The organism is Caballeronia fortuita, assembly GCF_001544835.2.
Taxonomy (GTDB): domain Bacteria; phylum Pseudomonadota; class Gammaproteobacteria; order Burkholderiales; family Burkholderiaceae; genus Caballeronia; species Caballeronia fortuita.
On record NZ_FCNX02000022.1, the window covers coordinates 1 to 16127 of the forward strand.

At 60.2% G+C, this 16127-nt stretch carries 16 protein-coding genes; 4 read left to right on the forward strand and 12 right to left on the reverse strand.

The features are described 5' to 3' along the window. Positions 1-74: 74 nt before the first annotated feature. The 12 genes from AWB77_RS30545 to AWB77_RS30600 all read right to left on the reverse strand — a co-directional run bounded on the left by AWB77_RS30545 (position 75) and on the right by AWB77_RS30600 (position 12754). Complete coding sequence (locus tag AWB77_RS30545) at positions 75-1010, reverse strand: hypothetical protein (RefSeq protein WP_061138228.1); 936 nt, start codon at positions 1008-1010, stop codon at positions 75-77. A 137-nt stretch (positions 1011-1147) separates the two neighbouring features. Continuing rightward, positions 1148-3163: a hypothetical protein gene (locus AWB77_RS30550; protein ID WP_157694948.1), complete on the reverse strand. Its 2016-nt coding sequence runs from the start codon at positions 3161-3163 to the stop codon at positions 1148-1150. Continuing rightward, a complete protein-coding gene (locus tag AWB77_RS30555; protein ID WP_244158709.1) occupies positions 3135-4049 on the reverse strand; it encodes a phosphoadenosine phosphosulfate reductase domain-containing protein in 915 nt (304 codons plus the stop codon). The genes AWB77_RS30550 and AWB77_RS30555 overlap by 29 nt, the downstream gene beginning before the upstream one ends. A 68-nt stretch (positions 4050-4117) precedes the next feature. Continuing rightward, positions 4118-4933: a hypothetical protein gene (locus AWB77_RS30560; protein ID WP_061138230.1), complete on the reverse strand. Its 816-nt coding sequence runs from the start codon at positions 4931-4933 to the stop codon at positions 4118-4120. Continuing rightward, the gene (locus tag AWB77_RS30565) at positions 4930-5115 is read right to left on the reverse strand and encodes a hypothetical protein (RefSeq protein WP_061138231.1); all 186 of its coding nucleotides are present in this window, start codon (positions 5113-5115) and stop codon (positions 4930-4932) included. Before AWB77_RS30565 ends, AWB77_RS30560 begins: the two co-directional genes overlap by 4 nt. 92 nt (positions 5116-5207) lie before the next feature. Then, the gene (locus tag AWB77_RS30570; protein WP_157694949.1) at positions 5208-5594 is read right to left on the reverse strand and encodes a hypothetical protein; all 387 of its coding nucleotides are present in this window, start codon (positions 5592-5594) and stop codon (positions 5208-5210) included. A 309-nt stretch (positions 5595-5903) separates the two neighbouring features. Continuing rightward, complete coding sequence (locus tag AWB77_RS30575) at positions 5904-8225, reverse strand: nuclease SbcCD subunit C (protein ID WP_061138233.1); 2322 nt, start codon at positions 8223-8225, stop codon at positions 5904-5906. Then, the gene (locus AWB77_RS30580) at positions 8213-8761 is read right to left on the reverse strand and encodes a hypothetical protein (protein WP_061138234.1); all 549 of its coding nucleotides are present in this window, start codon (positions 8759-8761) and stop codon (positions 8213-8215) included. The genes AWB77_RS30575 and AWB77_RS30580 overlap by 13 nt, the downstream gene beginning before the upstream one ends. A gap of 227 nt (positions 8762-8988) precedes the next feature. Further along, positions 8989-10413 carry a metallophosphoesterase family protein gene (locus AWB77_RS30585; RefSeq protein WP_061138235.1) on the reverse strand — a complete coding sequence of 475 codons (1425 nt, stop codon included), beginning with the start codon at positions 10411-10413 and terminating at the stop codon, positions 8989-8991. An 81-nt stretch (positions 10414-10494) separates the two neighbouring features. Beyond that, positions 10495-10977, reverse strand: a complete 483-nt coding sequence (ybiA, locus tag AWB77_RS30590) for a riboflavin biosynthesis intermediates N-glycosidase (RefSeq protein ID WP_061138236.1) — start codon at positions 10975-10977, stop codon at positions 10495-10497. Positions 10978-11159: 182 nt separating this feature from the next. Continuing rightward, a complete protein-coding gene (locus AWB77_RS30595; RefSeq protein ID WP_061138237.1) occupies positions 11160-12488 on the reverse strand; it encodes a recombination directionality factor in 1329 nt (442 codons plus the stop codon). Continuing rightward, positions 12485-12754 carry a DUF7696 family protein gene (locus AWB77_RS30600; protein WP_061138238.1) on the reverse strand — a complete coding sequence of 90 codons (270 nt, stop codon included), beginning with the start codon at positions 12752-12754 and terminating at the stop codon, positions 12485-12487. Before AWB77_RS30600 ends, AWB77_RS30595 begins: the two co-directional genes overlap by 4 nt. Before the next feature lie 674 nt (positions 12755-13428). Between AWB77_RS30600 and AWB77_RS30605 the strand changes: the two genes are divergently transcribed. The 4 genes from AWB77_RS30605 (at position 13429) to AWB77_RS30620 (ending at position 15678) form a co-directional block, all read left to right on the forward strand. Next, on the forward strand, positions 13429-14028 hold the full coding sequence (locus AWB77_RS30605; RefSeq protein ID WP_061138239.1) for a hypothetical protein: 600 nt from the start codon (positions 13429-13431) through the stop codon (positions 14026-14028). Between the two features lie 86 nt (positions 14029-14114). After that, positions 14115-14945 (forward strand): hypothetical protein, encoded by an 831-nt coding sequence (locus tag AWB77_RS30610; protein WP_157694950.1) that lies wholly within the window; start codon positions 14115-14117, stop codon positions 14943-14945. Positions 14946-14957: 12 nt separating this feature from the next. Then, entirely contained in the window at positions 14958-15410 is a 453-nt protein-coding gene (locus tag AWB77_RS30615; protein WP_061138241.1) for a bactofilin family protein, read from the forward strand. Between the two features lie 58 nt (positions 15411-15468). Next, on the forward strand, positions 15469-15678 hold the full coding sequence (locus AWB77_RS30620; protein ID WP_061138242.1) for a hypothetical protein: 210 nt from the start codon (positions 15469-15471) through the stop codon (positions 15676-15678). The last annotated feature ends 449 nt before the right edge of the window (positions 15679-16127 follow it).

Sequence of the window (16127 nt, forward strand, 5' to 3'; positions counted from 1 at the left end):
ATAACTACCGACAATCATCCCGGTCGACCGGCCAAGATGATTGTCGGTAAACCGGCCATGCTGCTTGACGCTATCTACAGTCCTTCGCGCGAATTCAGCGATAGGCTATCCGGACGCAGGTTCGCCTGTTGCGCCTGTTGGCCCACCACGGACCGGAAGAACGTTCGGAACACCCAAAGAACATCGTCGCCGTAGTCATTGACCCAACGCAGACAATGGACCACGACTTCAGCATAGTCGTCGAGTGGAATCGGGCTGAATGGGGTCGATGCATTGTCGTAGGCTTCCCGATAGCGCCCAACCGTCGCCTTGTCGACGTACTTGTCATGGATGGCATATTGCGGTGGCAACATGCAGGAGACAGAAAGCTTTCTCCAATACCGGAGCGTCCACGCGATTTCCCACTTGGCACCAGATGTCGGCAGATTTTCGATGAAAGCCAGGACAGTCTCGACCGACAGATCGTTGATCGTCCTGAACCCGGTGTCGCCTGGCGGTCCGAGATACAGAGATTCCTCATTGAACAACTGGAATAGCCTCGCCAGTCGGGTCTTGCGACTGGCCATGCTCCCATACGAGCGAATCCACACAGACACCGCGAAATGAGGGATTTGATAAAAGAGCAACGCCTTGGAAATGCGCAACCAATGAACGAAGCGTTGCGTCGTTAGGTTGAAGTCAAGCGCGTTCACGTAATCAAAATTGAGCCTAGCGCCCTTGGCCACGACATGTGGGTAACATGTAAAATTCCAAAGGCCATCGCCGAACTTGCTTAGCGGAGAAACCGCAATGGAATCCCATTCTTCGACGGGGATGTCGGCCAACGAGATGAGGCCGGCAGGCACATCCTCATGCTCATCGTCTTCGTCGCCATCAACGAAATAGCCAGCAGCGTCGGGACCGGCTTGCGCCAGCAGCGCATCCTCTTCGGCATCCTCCTGGATCAGCGAATCTCCCAGATCCCTGACCGCAGCTTCGATGCCTTCATCCCAGAACATCCGTTTGCTCATGCGGCACCTCGCATTATGCGCGGCAGAATGTACGCGTCGGTCCTCGCCAAGGCCACACCATCAGCGACCTCCGCACGATTGCTCCAGTTGTCCAGCACCCATTGCCAGCCGACACGCTCATCCTCGTAATTGATGGCTCACTCCGGCGCCGGAATAATCAAGCGCAGGTCATCGAGGTCACGGATTCGGCGTGCCACCCATGGTAACGCTTCCTTGAAGATGAGCGCCCTGTCACACATCGAGCAACGGTTGAAGAATCGGCAACGCTCGCCAGCGCTAACAAATTTTTCTGCGCCCGGCCAGGTGGGTGCCAAGGCGTCTGTGCATGCCGCAATGTAGGTCTGGCCGACAGGAGACATCAGGTGAGTGACCTGATCTTGAGTGAGGTGCAACGGATCGTCCGCGCGCCCAAGGCGCAGATGCTGTTGCCTAACGTGGCGGGTGCCTCGCACAGCTTCCCGTAGTTCTTGCAGGGTCGCACTCTGCGCAAGCCGTGCATGGTAGCTGCGAAAGTCCGCGACGTGCCGCTCCTGCAACTTCCTGATCTGCTGATTCTTAAGTTCTGTCGCACCGACATCGTCGTCGTAATGGACGGACGTCGTGTCAACGTCGGCGTGGCCTTGCAGTCCCTGCATCTGATCGATGCTCAAGCCTTGCCGTCGCCGCGCAGTCTGCACCGTGGTACGCAGGCGACGGGATTCAAGGACTGGCCTCCTGGCATCGGTGTGCACCGGGATGGCATGGCGCGTGAGGAATGTAGCACTGTACAGCGGGATCGCACCGCTTGTGACGCTGGTAAGCATGGTCCCCGTCTTCATCCACAGATTCTTGACCGGCAGGAATTGCCAAAGCTGGCCGGGCAGGAAGTGCGGCGAGGACGAGTGTCGAGTGACCATCTTCTCGACAAACCTTAGTACCCGATAAACACCGTAGGGCGACTTTCTGTTTGTTCGGTGCGACACCGCTTTCCCCGTTCGTTGCTTGCTGCTGTAGATGATGCAGTAATGTTCATCCACGAGGTCAGACTCAATATGGCTGTCGAGCGGCAGGCTGAGCGACAGCACGGATTCCAGGTTCCACCCGGTATTGATCTGCACGAAGAGGATAAATGGATAGAGCGATGCGGCCGAGAAGGCGAAGTGGCTGAAATAGGCGTTCTGGCCGTGGCTCATCTCTTTACCCTGCGGGCCGAAAGACATCGCCTGGATCGCCCGGCGCGCACGCCCATGGGCGGATTGCATCCCTTGATACATGGCGCGCTGCTCCTCCATGGAGAAGGTCATTGTCGCTTCCTCAAGTGGCATGCCAAGCGGCCAAGTCGGATGAATGTTGTACGCCGTGGCCATCGCGCGCCATTCCGACTCAACGGATGTTAAGGAAGATTTTGCCCGGTACCGGCTTGAGCGAACATTGACCAGTACGCCGTCGTTATCCACAAACGGCGCAGCTCGGCCAAGCTGCGCAAGGAATGACGACATCTTGTCAATGACGTACTTGATATCTTCGAGGCAGGCGCCAACCAAAGCGTTGAGCGTAGCTCCCGGATAGCTTTCGGATACTTGTTCGGTCGCGCGCGGGCCTGGCGGCCACTCGATCACCGGTCCGACAACGGGAGATCCGCCATGCTTCTTCTGGAGGGCAAGAATGGCGTTACGAAGGTAGCTATACAGTTTGCGGTTGCTCGCCCTACCGGAATGCTTTCGCATCAGCCACGCGTGAAAAAGACGGCCGGTGGCATAGCTGAGGTCTGCCACGTTAGTGGGAACGCTTTGCAGCGGCTCGTCGCTGTTAAGAAACGCGATGAAGTTCTCGATACCGAGATGCGACGATTGGTAGGACTGGAACGCGCGGGGCTTCAGCGCGAAGTGCAGGCTGACGCCGACGAGCAACTGCTGGATCAGGAAGCGATGGTGCGGATAGGCGTCGGCGAGCGCCGAAAGATCGCGGCTGAAGACTGGTTTCCGCGGATTATGTGTCTCGTACTGCATCACGAGGTCGACCGCGCTGAATTCTGGCAGGCGAGTGCGCGCTTCCCGACGCGCCGCCAGGCTGACGGGGTCGTTGGGAAGCGCAGCGACGGTCAGGGCCCGCGTGGTAGGCGTCTGAACGGTTGTAGCGCCCGATTTAGAGAACGGTCGAGGTCTTTTGGCCATACCAGCCATATAGACACACGAACTTGACAATATTGTTTCCGCCGCCAAATGAGAGAGAATAGCCACACATCGAGTGCAGACAGATAACAAAACGACTGCCACAAGAAGCCCTAACCCCTGAGTCGCCCACCACGACACCACACGTTCCACCGTTCCCTGCGCGATAAATTTCGGACAGGCGATGTATCGTGCGCGGCATCAACGGCGATGGAAACGGCAGGCTGTGAGCATCCGCCAGCAGCGCGAGCATCGTCCAAACATCATCGGAGGACCATTCGCTTAACGGGCTAAGTGTGAGCGCCCCAGTTCTGCTTCTCACCGGATGATCGGCGTTATCGCGTCGCTCGGTCATTGCCACCGCACGTGAGGCACTTTCATCCCTGCGCAGGCCCAACACCGTTATGACTTCGCGAGCGCCGTCATCTGCCGCCTGGCGTTCGAGCAATGTTCGAAGTCGACCTCCCGGGCGTACCTTCCAAGTATCCGCACATGGTCGGGTCCGCCTACCGTCTCGCACACCGTTCTCTGGCGTGCGCGCCAACGTTCCCCGCCCTATCGTCGAGACGACGAACTGGCTTGCCAAAGAAGGCGTCGTGACATGGGTTTGCACTGGCAAGGCCGACGCTTCGATATACAACTGCAGCTCGTCCAACACTGAGTGCAAGAAGTTTGCGATCGTCGGATTCTCTATCGTAGTGTCGACCGACTGAACATGGTGGGTGAACGTCGTGCCGCCAGCACGGCGAATCGCCTCAACCATCAACACCAGAGCACACGTGCTGTCCTTGCCGCCCGAATAGGCGCAGCTGAGGCTATGCCCAAGTTCGATGTATCGCTGCATGACGCCGATCGCGGCTTCCATCTTCGATACAATTTCCTGTTCCATCTTGCTCGCTCCAAAAGAATAGGAGCGACCCTAACGGGATGCGCTCCCGAAAGGGTTAATGGTCTAATTCAAATCAAAAGGTCAGCCGTCGCTCGTTGCGCCTCTTCCAGACCGTCGTGTGCTGCGGCAAACATGTCTGCTTGCCGTGTTGCTCGATCCAGCCGCGGAAGCGACTTCGCATACCGGCTCACGCTGGTACCGTCGAAACTGTCCGCACCGGCGGCCGCGCAGATGCGGATGCGCCGCGCCGAGTTCACGCGACCGACGTGCAGGTAGCAGTGGCGGCGTCGAGCGAGCGAACCCCACACGTGCGCCGTCTGCTCTTTCCACTCTGTCGAACCGCCAATGAAGATGCCCACAGCAGGCGACAGCAACGAGGCGATATCTTCGACCTGCATACCGTTCTGAACTGCGATCAGCATCCGGCACGGCATCCCGCGAAGTCGTTCCAGCCATTTCAGCGAGTAGTCGAGCGAGGCCACGCCACCCATGACGATGTCCGGAAGGACAAGCCAATCGGCCCGCTCGCCAAGCCGTTCGACAGCAACAGTAAACGCGTGCTCATCGAAGGGCAGGCCCTGCTGGAACGCGGTCCAAGCGCCGTTATCCAATGCGTAGCGATCGAAGCCCTCGGTACGCAACTCCCCCTTAGCCGAGACCAACAAGCGCCAGTCTGCGCCCTTGAGTGCGGCGAGGTTGCGGCGGGTGCCCGTGCGGCTCGCGTAACCGACGAGCGGCTGCCGATGCATGGCGATCCGCTCTTCGATTTCCGGGTCATCGTCAACAGATCCATCGACTGCGTAGTACTCGGCGTACGCCATGAAGGCTTGCGCGTAGCCGGTCTTCTGGCCGCTGGCGTATTGCTCCAGCCACGGCGGCGTCATTGGTTAACCCCGTTTTGGGGTTGCACTCTGCCACCGATGATCAGGAAAACCTTCGTATCGACGTTGCGGACCCACGGGCGAACTTCACCCGCGTGCGTCGCGGTTCCTGCGATATAGCTAATTGCCGCTTCGAGGTTGGGAAACCGCTGGGGCGATGCGCCCAGCTTGGCTGCTTCAAACATGAGAACACTCGACAAAAGAGAATGCGGAGCGACCCCAGCGGGCCGCTTGCCCGCAAGGGTTGATAAAAAAGTTTGACGTCGGTCTGTGCCACTTACTCGATCAGCTTGATGCTTTGCCACCAGCGACCGCCCGAAGGCAGGTCTCTAACAAAAGTGAAGTTCTCCGCTTCGTCGCGCGTGAGCTCGATCACCCCGCCCTTCAAGATGGCCGCCTGGAGATAGACGACGTTCGCGAGGGCGAGCGCGCCGTGCTGTTCAGCGATGCCGGTCAGCGTTTCGACGGCATCCAGCAGTTCCGCATTGAACTGCTTTGCGTCAGCAGCGAGGCGCAGCGACACGTCAGCGTCGGCAATCGCGACGACCACCGCATTGCATTGGGCTTGTGGGTCGTCGGGCTCGTACTGCTCGGGTTTGATCCAGCTTCGGATCACCATGTCGTTCAGTACGTCGTCAACGAAATCAGTGCAGGAATAGGCCATGGAAGGCTCCAGTCAAGAAGTGGAAAAAAAGTTGCCGCTATCAGATGCGACGCAAACGGCCGTTATCGAACGCAGATGCGCGACGCAAGTACGGCGGGCGCGGCGGCTGCGACTGGGCAGTAGCCGGTGCAGCTTGCTGCGCAGGCGGCCGGTGAGGCACCGTGTTCGAAGTGGACGGACTACCGGCTGCCGCGAGCAGCAGCATCAAAAGATTTGCCATAGGGATAGCGCCGGAAGGCGCGAGCAAAGGGTCGGAAAGACGAGAAGCGCCCCTTGTGGGGGCGACTCCCCACAAGGGTTGATAAAGAATCAGGCGGCAAGCGCCTGAACGTCGATGACTGCGTCGGCCTCTGCGACGAGGTCGGGCGTCTGCGAGATGAAGAACTCCCGCTGATACCCACCCTGGCGCAACACCTCCCGCTTCATACGCATGAACTGCACTTTGCGCTCGGGATCGAGCGGGCCGTCTGACTCGTCGCTGAACAAGGTCTGATACGGCTGACCGGTGTTCTGCGCGTGATAGAGCGCGATGCCCCGTGTGAGGCACTCGTTAATCCAGACCTTCTGACCGCCGGACATGACGGAGACCGACTTGCTGCTGTCGGACTCGGCGTCGTGAACCAGGATCTCGAAGCCCTCGCGCAGATCGCCGCTTGCGAGCGTGCGCTGCGTGCGGATCTCCACCGTGAAGCGCATACCGTAGCAAGCGAGCAGCAGCTCGTTGACGGTATGCGTCAGCGCCGGACCCGCGTCATCGATGGTCAACGCGATCACGCCGTCGTTGCCCAAGCCCTTAGCCAGCAGCTTCCACCGCGCGATTTCATCGGAGAGGCGATCGGCGCGCGACTGCGTGGCCGAGAACTTCTCCAACTCCATCGCCAGCGCTTCCGCTTCGGCCTGCAACACACTCTGCGCGCGGATCGATTGCTCGATCCGACCGTCCAATGCAGCAACGGTCTCGCGGTTCGCCGCGATGTCGCGGTCAAGCGTCGCAATCGCTGCTGTAACGTCGACCGAAGCGAGTCGTCCGACCTCCTCGGTAATGCGAGCAAGCTCCGCTTCAATACGCGTCTTCTCAGACTGGTACTTTGCGGTACGTGCGGCACTTTCCTCGGCGATCGAACGCAACTCAGCTTGCGCCGCTTCGAGTCCCGATACGGCGGCATCCAGCAATGGCTTCGTCGCAGCAAGCTCAGCCGCCGCCTGCAGTGCACGGCGAAGCTGCGCCGCCGCATCGGTGATGGCGAGCATTTCGACGCGCTTTGCCGCCAACTCGGCCGGCACGCGAGCCAAGGCTTCGGCCTGCGCCTTCTTCTCGCGATACTCCGCGCGAAGATTTGCCACCGAAACGCGCTGCAACTCCGCTTGCTCTTTCGCTTGAAAGGCTTGCGCGAGCAGCGGACATTGCGCGTGCATCGAATTACCGACACACGGTACCTGCCCCGCCACCGCTGCCTGCTTGCTCAACGTGTCGAAGTGCGCGGCTTTCGTCGTGCCCTGGTTCATCAAGCTGGTAAGCGTTGCATCGAGCGTCGTCAACGTCGCACGTTTGACCTCCAAATCGGCAATGTCGCGCTGTAGGGGAGCGAACCTCGCTTCCTCGCGCGCAATCGCCAACTCGGCCTCCTCGCGCTTCGCCGCCGCACCGAGGATCGCCTCTCGGCGAGCCAGCGTTGCTTGGTGCGTGGCCACGGTTCGACTCAGCACGGAAACGCGCTGCTGGCAACGAACCGCCGCTGCTTGCTCGTCGTCGGCCGCGCTTTTCAGGGCACGCCCCAACTCGTTGCGGCGCACGCCCAGTTCTCGCAGGCGCGCTTCGGTCGTGGCCGATTCGCTCTGCTTGGCCGCAAGGGTCGCCCGCTCTTGAGTCAGCTTGCTCGCATGCTCCAGCGCGGCGTCGCGTTGCTCTCGAGCGGTACGCAAGGTGTTGCCCTGCGCGACGATCGACTGCTCAGCGTCTGCTTTACGTTGCCGCTTTCCGGCGAGCGCACCAAGCTCAGACTGGATGCCTTCGAGCGACTTGCTGAGCACCTTCGCGACCTCACCGGCTTTCGCCGACAACGCCTTCAGGTGGTCGATGCCAAGGAGTTCGGCGAGCAGCGTCTTGATCTCGCCCGCGCCGTAGGACGCGAGCGGCCGCCGGTTCTGAGCCGAGAACACGCTCGTGAAGAACGTTTCCAACGAACCGTTGATCGCCTCGACGCAGCGGTTATACGACTCCGCCTTGCCGTCCGACACCGTTCCGTCTGGCAGCGACACCGGGCGCCACCTACCGTCGACGCCGCGATAGGCCAGGTAGTACTCCGCCTTGCCTGTCTTGCCGGGCTTGCGAAACGTGAAGGACGAGCGATAGCGAATGCCGTCATGCTCCCATTCGAGTTCCTTCAACGCACTGGTGCCACAGATGTGATCCCAGTACGAGAAGGCGTCGACCGACAGCTTCGACGCTCGCGACGGCATGATTGGATATGGGTGCAAGTTGTCCATGATCGTCGTCTTGCCCGCCCCGTTAGGGCCGGTCAAGGCGATCAGACCATCCGGCAACGTCTCCAAATCCAGCGTGACGCTTTCGCGCTTCATGCCATCGCGCACGCCGACGAAGCCTTCCAGTGTCAATTTCAGAGGCCGCATGACAGGTCCTCCGACACGCTCATTGAGGCGGACATCGCTGCCATCTGCGAGTAGAACGCGTCGTCGTCCTCGTTGGGAAACGGCTCGTTCATCACGACGGACGACACAGATCGCACCGGCGCTTTGGGCGCTTGAAGCGTTCCGTCTAGTGCGGCCGCCACGTTGTCGCAGACTCTGCCGAACTCGCGACGCGCGTTCGTCAGAAGCTCTGACCAGCCGCTGTACCCGGTGAGGCTACGGATTTCGGCAGCAGACCACTGGCTTGCATACCCTTCCTGATACGACCAGAGAAGGTGCTGCATTTCGACCGTGGGCGTCACTGCAACTTCGCACGCGCCGGGCGTCGTCGCGACCAGTAACAGCGTCTGACCGGACTGTGCCAGTACCGCGCCGCGGTGTTGACCGAACGGCTGATGCTGAATCGCAGCGGTAAAGCCGGCCAAATCGACCAACGACTTTTGAAGATCACGCGATGAGCAGTCGCCCAAGGCGAACGTGCGAACCCAATTTGGGCCAGCGGGATAAAGACCAAACATGACGCACTCCGTTATGGTGGGCGGAGTGCGGCCCCGATGGGGATCGCTCCCCGCCAGGGTGAAAGAAGAAATGAACTGCTAGAGAAAGGTCCTGCCACTACGAATCGATGCGTCAAAGACGCGGTGAAACCTCTGTTTCGATAGCGACGTTGACAGTCGGCTATCGGAACACGGCTTGCGTGTTCAGGCAAAGGAGCCATGCTGGCCTCCCCTGCATGCGCGGCAACCTACGCCGCGAATAGATCATCGTTGAGCCACGAAAGCTCACTTGCCGAAGCGGACTCGACGAATTCCACGGTCGCATCGGGCATCGGTAGAGCGTCGCCGACATCGTCACTCCGAGCTTCTTGGACAGTCGCCGGCGAAGGCTCCGGTATGCTCGACAATGCGGGCAGCCCGTCATTTGCCAACGGATGCGCCGGCTCCGCATCGCTCAGTCGAGCCAGCACGCCAGCAGCAATTGCGTCCGCGTCCCCCGTTTCCAGTAACTGCAACCGGTCAAGCAAGGGCGCCGGATCGACAACAGCGTGTTCGCACCAGCGCTCGAGCTTCCGATCAATCGACGTTTCGAGGCTGATGCCTTGCGCGCGTGATCGCACGACCGGAAGAATGCGAGCTTCGACTTTCAGCTCGGCCGCATGGCCAAACAGCGCCGCGATCGCGTCACGGTCCACTGACTGCTTGTGCTCCTCGTCAACCTGCCAACGAACTCGCACGAACTTGTCGGTCGCATCGAGCGCGATTGCCGCGAGGCGCTGCATGTCGGGAGGTCCGTCAAAGTCGACGCAGATCGTCTGCCGCGAAGGCGTAACGACCAGATCGGCGTGCGCGCTTCCGACCTCGACATTCCACATGAGAAAGCCTTTGTCGCCTTCCTCACCGTAGTGGAACCGCCCGATGGAACCGGGATAGGCCACGACGCGCCCCGCTCGCTCCCACTGCTGCGCTTTGTGGATGTGTCCAAGCATGAAGGCGTCGCACTCGGCTTCGAACAGGCTGCCCAGCGAGAACTCATGATCGAAGCCCGCCATCGTGACGCCGTGCTCGGTCGTGCAACCGTTGACCGTGCCGTGCGACACGCCGACAGTGCGTATCCCCGCCGCTCTGAGCTGCTGGTTGATGCGGCCTGCGGCGACCAAATAGTTGCTGAGCACAGCTTCGAGGCCCGTACCGGCTTCCTTGGCACCCACCGCAGCCGCCAGTTGACCCTTGTTGACGGTGGGCAAGCAGGTGAACACGACGTCAGCGCCAATCGCGAGGACTTCGCGAAGCTCGTCGTCCGAGAACACCGGGCCGTCTGAGGGGTAGAACCGCCCCTCGTGAAGGCTTACCTGCTGCACGCGTTCCGCAACATAGATTTGATGCGTCGTGGCCATCAGCTCGAAATTGCGCAGCGTACCCGGAGGCTCATGCGAGAACGTGCCCTGCAGCATCAGGACCGGCATGCTGCCGCTCAGACCGTTGATGCGGCGTGCGAGGCGGTTCAACGACGGCGCGTGTGCGTCGAGACGATGATCCGTCGCATCACCCGAGATGACTGCCACGTCGGCATGCGCCAGCACCGCATGGTCGATGCCGAAACCGAAGCATCGGTCCGACTCTTCGATGTTGCCCGGCGCGTAGTGCAGGTCAGAAAAATGTGCGATCTTCAAATCGCCTCCTATGAATGAAAAAGGCCACCCGAAGGTAGCCAGTACTTGCCGATGCGCCGCGCGGGCGCGCTAAGAAAGGGGTTACGTTGAAAGCGTGTCGCGGACTTTCATCAGTGTCTTGCCCAGGAGGTTCTGGCCACGCCACTTCGATTTGTCCGTGATGTCCGGATGATGCTCACCGAGACCCACGCCCCATATCGTGTCGTGGGGACTCGCCTCGACAAGCTCGGTCGGCGGCGTCGCGAGCAACAGCGTTCGCAAGCCGGGATGCTGCGCGAACTTCTCGCGGCATCCGACATAGACGATCGACTCGCGTTTCGCCTTCCACATTTCCAGATCGAAGCCTTTGACCTTGCGGCCGAGGGCTTTTTGTTCCTTCGGCAGATGCGTGGCGAGCACAGCCTCAGCGATGTCCTCGTCGCCAAACAGCTTGGCTTTGGAGAACATCATGAACTGTTCGACACTGCCGAAATCGACGTCGTGATACGAAAAGCGGCACGGATGCCAGTTGCTAAAAGCGTCCTCCGCGCCAAAGAACAGCGTGAAATTGCCGACTCTACGCATTGGGATCTCCTTCGCGCGAACAAGTAGATGGGCCGCCAAAGCGGACGAATTCGATGCGCACGTGTGAGCGCGGTCGAAAGCATTTGAGCAAGCGGTTCTTGCTGAAATGCTCTCATGCGCGAGCGAGAAAGGCTGTGTGACACGAAGAAAGGATGCCAGCCCCCGAAGGGGACTGGCCAAGGTTAGACGTAAGCAGCTTGTGCAATCGCGTCCTGAATTTCGACGTTGAGCGAGGCGGGATCATCGAGCGCGTTCTTGAGACGCACATTCATCGCATCGACATCAGCGATGCGTTCGATCCAGCCGCGACCGTAGGTCTGGTGCGCGTATTTGCGAAAGCCGTTCTGTCGCTCCGGCTGACTTAGGCCCAGACGATGCAGCAAGTCGGACATACGGTGACGCTTGTCTTCCAGCGTCTCATCGGGGTCGGGCGAGTCGTCGTCATGACCAGCTGCGCCGTCGATGCCCGATGGCTCGCCATCGCCTGCCCGGTCGGCCTCAGATTGCTCCTGCTCAGGCTGAACGACCGGATCGCCAACCGACTGTAACGTCCCGTCGGACTCCAACAGCGCCACCGCACGACTGGCAGCATCGAGCGCCGATTGAGCCTCATCCGCACCGTCCAAAAGCGCGCCCAGGTCGATATCGGCATCGAGCACCGTCAACATCTGCTTCTGACGCACGGCCTGGCCGTTATCGTCAATCCGCGTGATGTCAAACTCTTTCTTCGAGAGCCAAAAGCGCGTGCCGGTGAGCCTGCCACGCGCCAATGCCACGGTCTGCATCGCCGAATACGCCTTCTGCAGCACGTAGATCGAGTTGGTCGGCAGCTCGATCAGCCCAAGCCCCTTCACGTCGGGAACCGCAAACAAGAAGTTAGCGGTTAGGTTGCACTTCCGGTCCTGATACTGCGGACAGACGTGAGGATCACAGACGCCATCGGGAATGTCGTCGTCTTGCCGGTGAACGACCAGCCGCCCACCGAAGGATCGACGGGCCCGCTGTGCTCGTGCGTTACGCTCGACCGGCGCGTACGTCTTGCAATAGCGTTTGCCGTCGCGGTCGTACTCCGAGAAGTACTGTCGCCCGGTTGTGGTGTACGCGGCCATCTGGTTCGGCACATTGCGCAGCCAGTCGTCGAACGCAAACATGATCGGGAAGCGGTATAGCCTCAACCCGTGACCGCGATCCTCACCATACAGCCGCAGGATCTCGTCGGCTGTGTCCGGATTGGAAAAGTCGGACCGTCTACAGACGAAGTAATCGACGTTTCTGGGAATCAGCGCGTTCCGAAGCTTCAGCGACGTTTCGAGCAGCTTGCCGATGGCTTCGAACGACTCGCCCGCAGCGACCATGTCGTTGTAGAGCTTGACCGCTTTTTCGTTGGCTTGGTGCGCCCGCGTGAGTACCTTGATACCGGGTCGAATCTTGCCGATCGTGGGCGGGCGAATAGCTCGTTCTTCAACGAGGCTGCGCGGCGCGTGATCGAACATCTGAACAACTGCGTTCATGAGGGTTTCCTTGCAAGAAAGAAGATGGCGTTGGTCCGCAGTGATTCGGCCTGAGATTGCATCTCTCGGGCTGCCGCACTGCCGCGACGTTCGCTTACATGGGAAATGAAGACAGAGCGCTCCGCGTCGCTGAACATCGCGACTCGAGCGACTTCGCACCGCTCACGCCAAACGGGGGACGCGGTGTCCGCCTGCTCGCGCTCGGTATTGATTTGATGCGTGATGGCCTCGGCGATACGCTGATTGAGGCGGTCGGGCAAAAGCATGGAACAGCACCTCCGTTGAGAAAATGTCCGGCCGCAGGAAGCGACAGACGAAAAAAAAGCCCGCTCCGGTCAGGGAGCGAGCTTCTTGAAATTGATATAGAGACCTACGCGCCACGTCCCTTCCGGGGACGTGGCGTGCAGGGAGCGGCCGGCATAGCCGGTGTCGCTCGGTCAGAGAACGTAAAGTCGTTCTCGCGCAGCATGGTCACGCCGCGCAACAGCCCTTTTCGGAATTACTTCCGCCGCAGGAATCACGGAACAGCCAACTCCGATCGTTCTACCCAGATCAGGCTCTGGAGAGAGAACACCCGAAAACCCGGGTTCGAACGATGTACCGGCGCAATTGAATGCAGCACAGGGTACGAGTATCACGGCTGAAATGGGGGAGTGTGTAGCGAGCACACTCAGCACAAGGGAGATTTCCACACCGGTAGCTATCCGGTCGGCGCATGCCAACGCACGAGGCGGGCACGACTTGCAGAAAAAAGATGGACTCCGGGCTTGGAGTCGAGGTCGATGCGTCGGTGACGCGGGGAATGGAGTTGAGTATCCGGGTTAATGACGTACGCGTGCGCTCGAAAGCTCACGAAATTCATGTAGCTTTCGCCCGTTCGACTCTTGCCTAATCAATGAAAATTATATGTGAGAGAGAACACAGACATACCGAAAATCCCATGGCCGTTACCGACCTAGAAGCGCCTGACGATGACCCGAAGCAAACTGCTGCGCTTGGCAACGAGACCGCTGCGCAGAGCGGTCTTCGTCCGTTAAACCGACTGACGAACGACAGTCGTCTCGCACGCATCAACGGCGACACGCTGGCAAAAACGGAACTGCCCTATTACTCGTTGTTCGCGCGTGAATTCCTCCGAGCCGACTTCAACTTCGCGGCCGCAAAGATGACCGTTGCGCGCGGAGGGAAGCTCATCGCGATAGAGTCGGAGTTTCGAGCTGCCGAGGCGTTCATGAAGAAGGCGCTCGCATGGGCAGGTAAGTTTCCAGGTCGACGTGCACCGACTCCGCCTGGGATGGTCACGCTTGAAATCAAGCACGCCATGTCTGGTCGTCTCGTGCGACTCCTCTCGATGTATGACCAGCTTTTCCTCAAGACGATGGAAGCGCTGATGGCGAGAACCATGACGGCTCAAGTGCGCCAATCCGCACTGGAGGCTGCCGAGGCACGCATCAATCAAATCCCTTTCTTGTGCATGCCGGACAACGACCGCTTTGCGCCAGAAGGTGTGCTGCTTCCAGACTCGGATCGTACTCACTGACATCCGATAAGAACGGCCCTGCGCTTCGCGTTTGCCACGCGGTGTGCCTGGACTTGCTCGACCTAACAACGACGGGAGGACCCCGCATGGACTTACGCGAAATTCAACGACTGCATGCGCAGTTCGCACCTGACTCGATGACCATCGATCTGCCGCGGCAGATCGCTGCGCTCCCAGCGCCGGCCGACCTGACGGCAGACGCCAAGACAACCACGTTCAGAATGCGGCTTCCGAAGGCGGTGCCGGTCGCTCGCCGAAGCGTCGTCGCAGTCGCTATCGCCGCTGTCGTGGCCATGGCGGGTATGGGAGCCGCGTCGTTGTACAGATCGGTGGGCGCGCCGTCCGCGCACGAAGTAAAGAACACCGCCGCGCAGCCGAAATCCGACGGCAGCGAACGGCCAACAACGGAAGGACCGGCAGTAGCCCCGGCGACGCGCCCGATCGACGCAGAGCCGCCTCATCCGGTAGCGCTCGCTCCGATGCTAACGGGAAAAGACGTTGCTGCGGCTTCTCCAATCGGTCTGACGGCTGACCAGTTCAAGAATTCGCTGGGTACAACGAGCGGCCCAACAGCGAGCGCAGCAAGCACGGCCGCCATCAAGGCCGTTCCTCCAATCTCGAACGATGTGCAACGCGCGGCTGCCTCGCCTATTCACCAAGCGCGTCGCGAGGCAGAGGTGGCCAGCCAGGCTCCCACTCAACCCGTGGCGTCAGTGCCGCCCGCGCAAGCGGTGACGCAGCCTGCCGCCGACGAACAAGCGTCGCAACAACACGCAGCACCGGCCCGTACGCACAGCTACCGTCATCGCTCGCATTCGCGGGATGAGCAGGTAAGCGATGGCGACACGGGGTCGGCTGCAAGCAAGAAGTCAGCGCCTGCGAACCGCGGCGGGGCGAACGAAGTACAAATGTTTTAAGGAATCGACACCATGAAAACCGAACTCAATATCACGCTTATTGCGCGCGGCTGCGCAATCACCGGCGACATGGTCGTGGATCACGGCATTTCGTTCTTCGGCCTGCTCGACGGCGGCGTCATCTCGACGCAGGGTCTGCTGCACATCGGCGAAGGCGGACTCGTGAAGGGCTCCGCGCAGGGCGAGCACGTTCGCATTGACGGGCGCGTCGACGGAGATGTTCACGCTCGGGGCTCGCTGGAAATCAACGGCCAAGTCTCGGGCGACATCTTCTACTCCGGCACGATCCGCCTTGGGCCGCGTGCGTCTTTGAACGGCACCCTCAAGCGCGTTGCCAGAATGCTGACGATCGAGGCCGATTCCACGCCGGACGAAGGGCCTATCGCCGGTCCGCGCCTGGACGACGTGAAAGGCCACGAACGCGCGGAATCAAATGTGACAGAGCTCTCCCGCGCAATGGCCTGAGTCTCTATAAGCCCCATGATTTGCCGATAACGGGTCAAAGTCTCTAAGAACCCCGACCATGAAACCGTTTGACCCGATCTTCGATTTCCTCACCGTGACGTGGGACGCGGCAGCGCAAGAAGCCGCGTTCGAAGGCCATTGCTTCTGCATGCTCGACACCGGGCGGCTTGTGAACGGTCAGGCAATGACGCCGGGCACGCCGCACTGGAACCGCCCGGCGTACAAGTCGGTCGTGACGTACAAACTGGCCATGCGTCGGAAACCTTAGGGTTTGACTGAATCCTCGTCTCCCGCACGCTCGACCGATATGGATTGCTGCCCGCTTTTAAGCGGGCTTTTTTTTGCTGCGTATGGACGTCACGGGTCCACGTGAGGGTGAGTGACGACGGGTTAGCACCGCCCAACGAGTTGGTATATTTGCGCCCTGAAGCCCGGACGCATACAACGGCGCGATGCCTTCCACAGATGTGACAGCTCTGGTTGCCAGCGTCTGCACATCCCGACGCGCTTGCGCTCTTCGCGCAACGCATTCAGAAACTCGCTTTCGGGCTTCGGGGCGGCGTCGGGCATTGGTGGGACTCAACAAGAAGTCTGCGACGTTCCCATTGACAGCGTGGCCGACCTCGCCCCAATAGTGGTGGAGGGACGCTCTCCGGAGAGCGTCCCACTGCGGCTGGGCACCTGGTTAGTGCTTTGAATTTAAGGCAAAAAAAGCCT

What these genes read in the sequence shown, in the direction of transcription:
- AWB77_RS30555 (WP_244158709.1), bottom strand. Translation starts at nt 4,049, where the DNA reads ATGGAACAGGAAATTGTATCGAAGATGGAAGCCGCGATCGGCGTCATG.
- AWB77_RS30545 (WP_061138228.1), bottom strand. Translation starts at nt 1,010, where the DNA reads ATGAGCAAACGGATGTTCTGGGATGAAGGCATCGAAGCTGCGGTCAGG.
- AWB77_RS30575 (WP_061138233.1), bottom strand. Translation starts at nt 8,225, where the DNA reads ATGCGGCCTCTGAAATTGACACTGGAAGGCTTCGTCGGCGTGCGCGAT.
- AWB77_RS30595 (WP_061138237.1), bottom strand. Translation starts at nt 12,488, where the DNA reads ATGAACGCAGTTGTTCAGATGTTCGATCACGCGCCGCGCAGCCTCGTT.
- AWB77_RS30560 (WP_061138230.1), bottom strand. Translation starts at nt 4,933, where the DNA reads ATGACGCCGCCGTGGCTGGAGCAATACGCCAGCGGCCAGAAGACCGGC.
- AWB77_RS30570 (WP_157694949.1), bottom strand. Translation starts at nt 5,594, where the DNA reads ATGGCCTATTCCTGCACTGATTTCGTTGACGACGTACTGAACGACATG.
- AWB77_RS30580 (WP_061138234.1), bottom strand. Translation starts at nt 8,761, where the DNA reads ATGTTTGGTCTTTATCCCGCTGGCCCAAATTGGGTTCGCACGTTCGCC.
- AWB77_RS30610 (WP_157694950.1), top strand. Translation starts at nt 14,115, where the DNA reads ATGGACTTACGCGAAATTCAACGACTGCATGCGCAGTTCGCACCTGAC.
- ybiA (WP_061138236.1), bottom strand. Translation starts at nt 10,977, where the DNA reads ATGCGTAGAGTCGGCAATTTCACGCTGTTCTTTGGCGCGGAGGACGCT.
- AWB77_RS30550 (WP_157694948.1), bottom strand. Translation starts at nt 3,163, where the DNA reads ATGGCCAAAAGACCTCGACCGTTCTCTAAATCGGGCGCTACAACCGTT.
- AWB77_RS30600 (WP_061138238.1), bottom strand. Translation starts at nt 12,754, where the DNA reads ATGCTTTTGCCCGACCGCCTCAATCAGCGTATCGCCGAGGCCATCACG.
- AWB77_RS30620 (WP_061138242.1), top strand. Translation starts at nt 15,469, where the DNA reads ATGAAACCGTTTGACCCGATCTTCGATTTCCTCACCGTGACGTGGGAC.
- AWB77_RS30565 (WP_061138231.1), bottom strand. Translation starts at nt 5,115, where the DNA reads ATGTTTGAAGCAGCCAAGCTGGGCGCATCGCCCCAGCGGTTTCCCAAC.
- AWB77_RS30605 (WP_061138239.1), top strand. Translation starts at nt 13,429, where the DNA reads ATGGCCGTTACCGACCTAGAAGCGCCTGACGATGACCCGAAGCAAACT.
- AWB77_RS30615 (WP_061138241.1), top strand. Translation starts at nt 14,958, where the DNA reads ATGAAAACCGAACTCAATATCACGCTTATTGCGCGCGGCTGCGCAATC.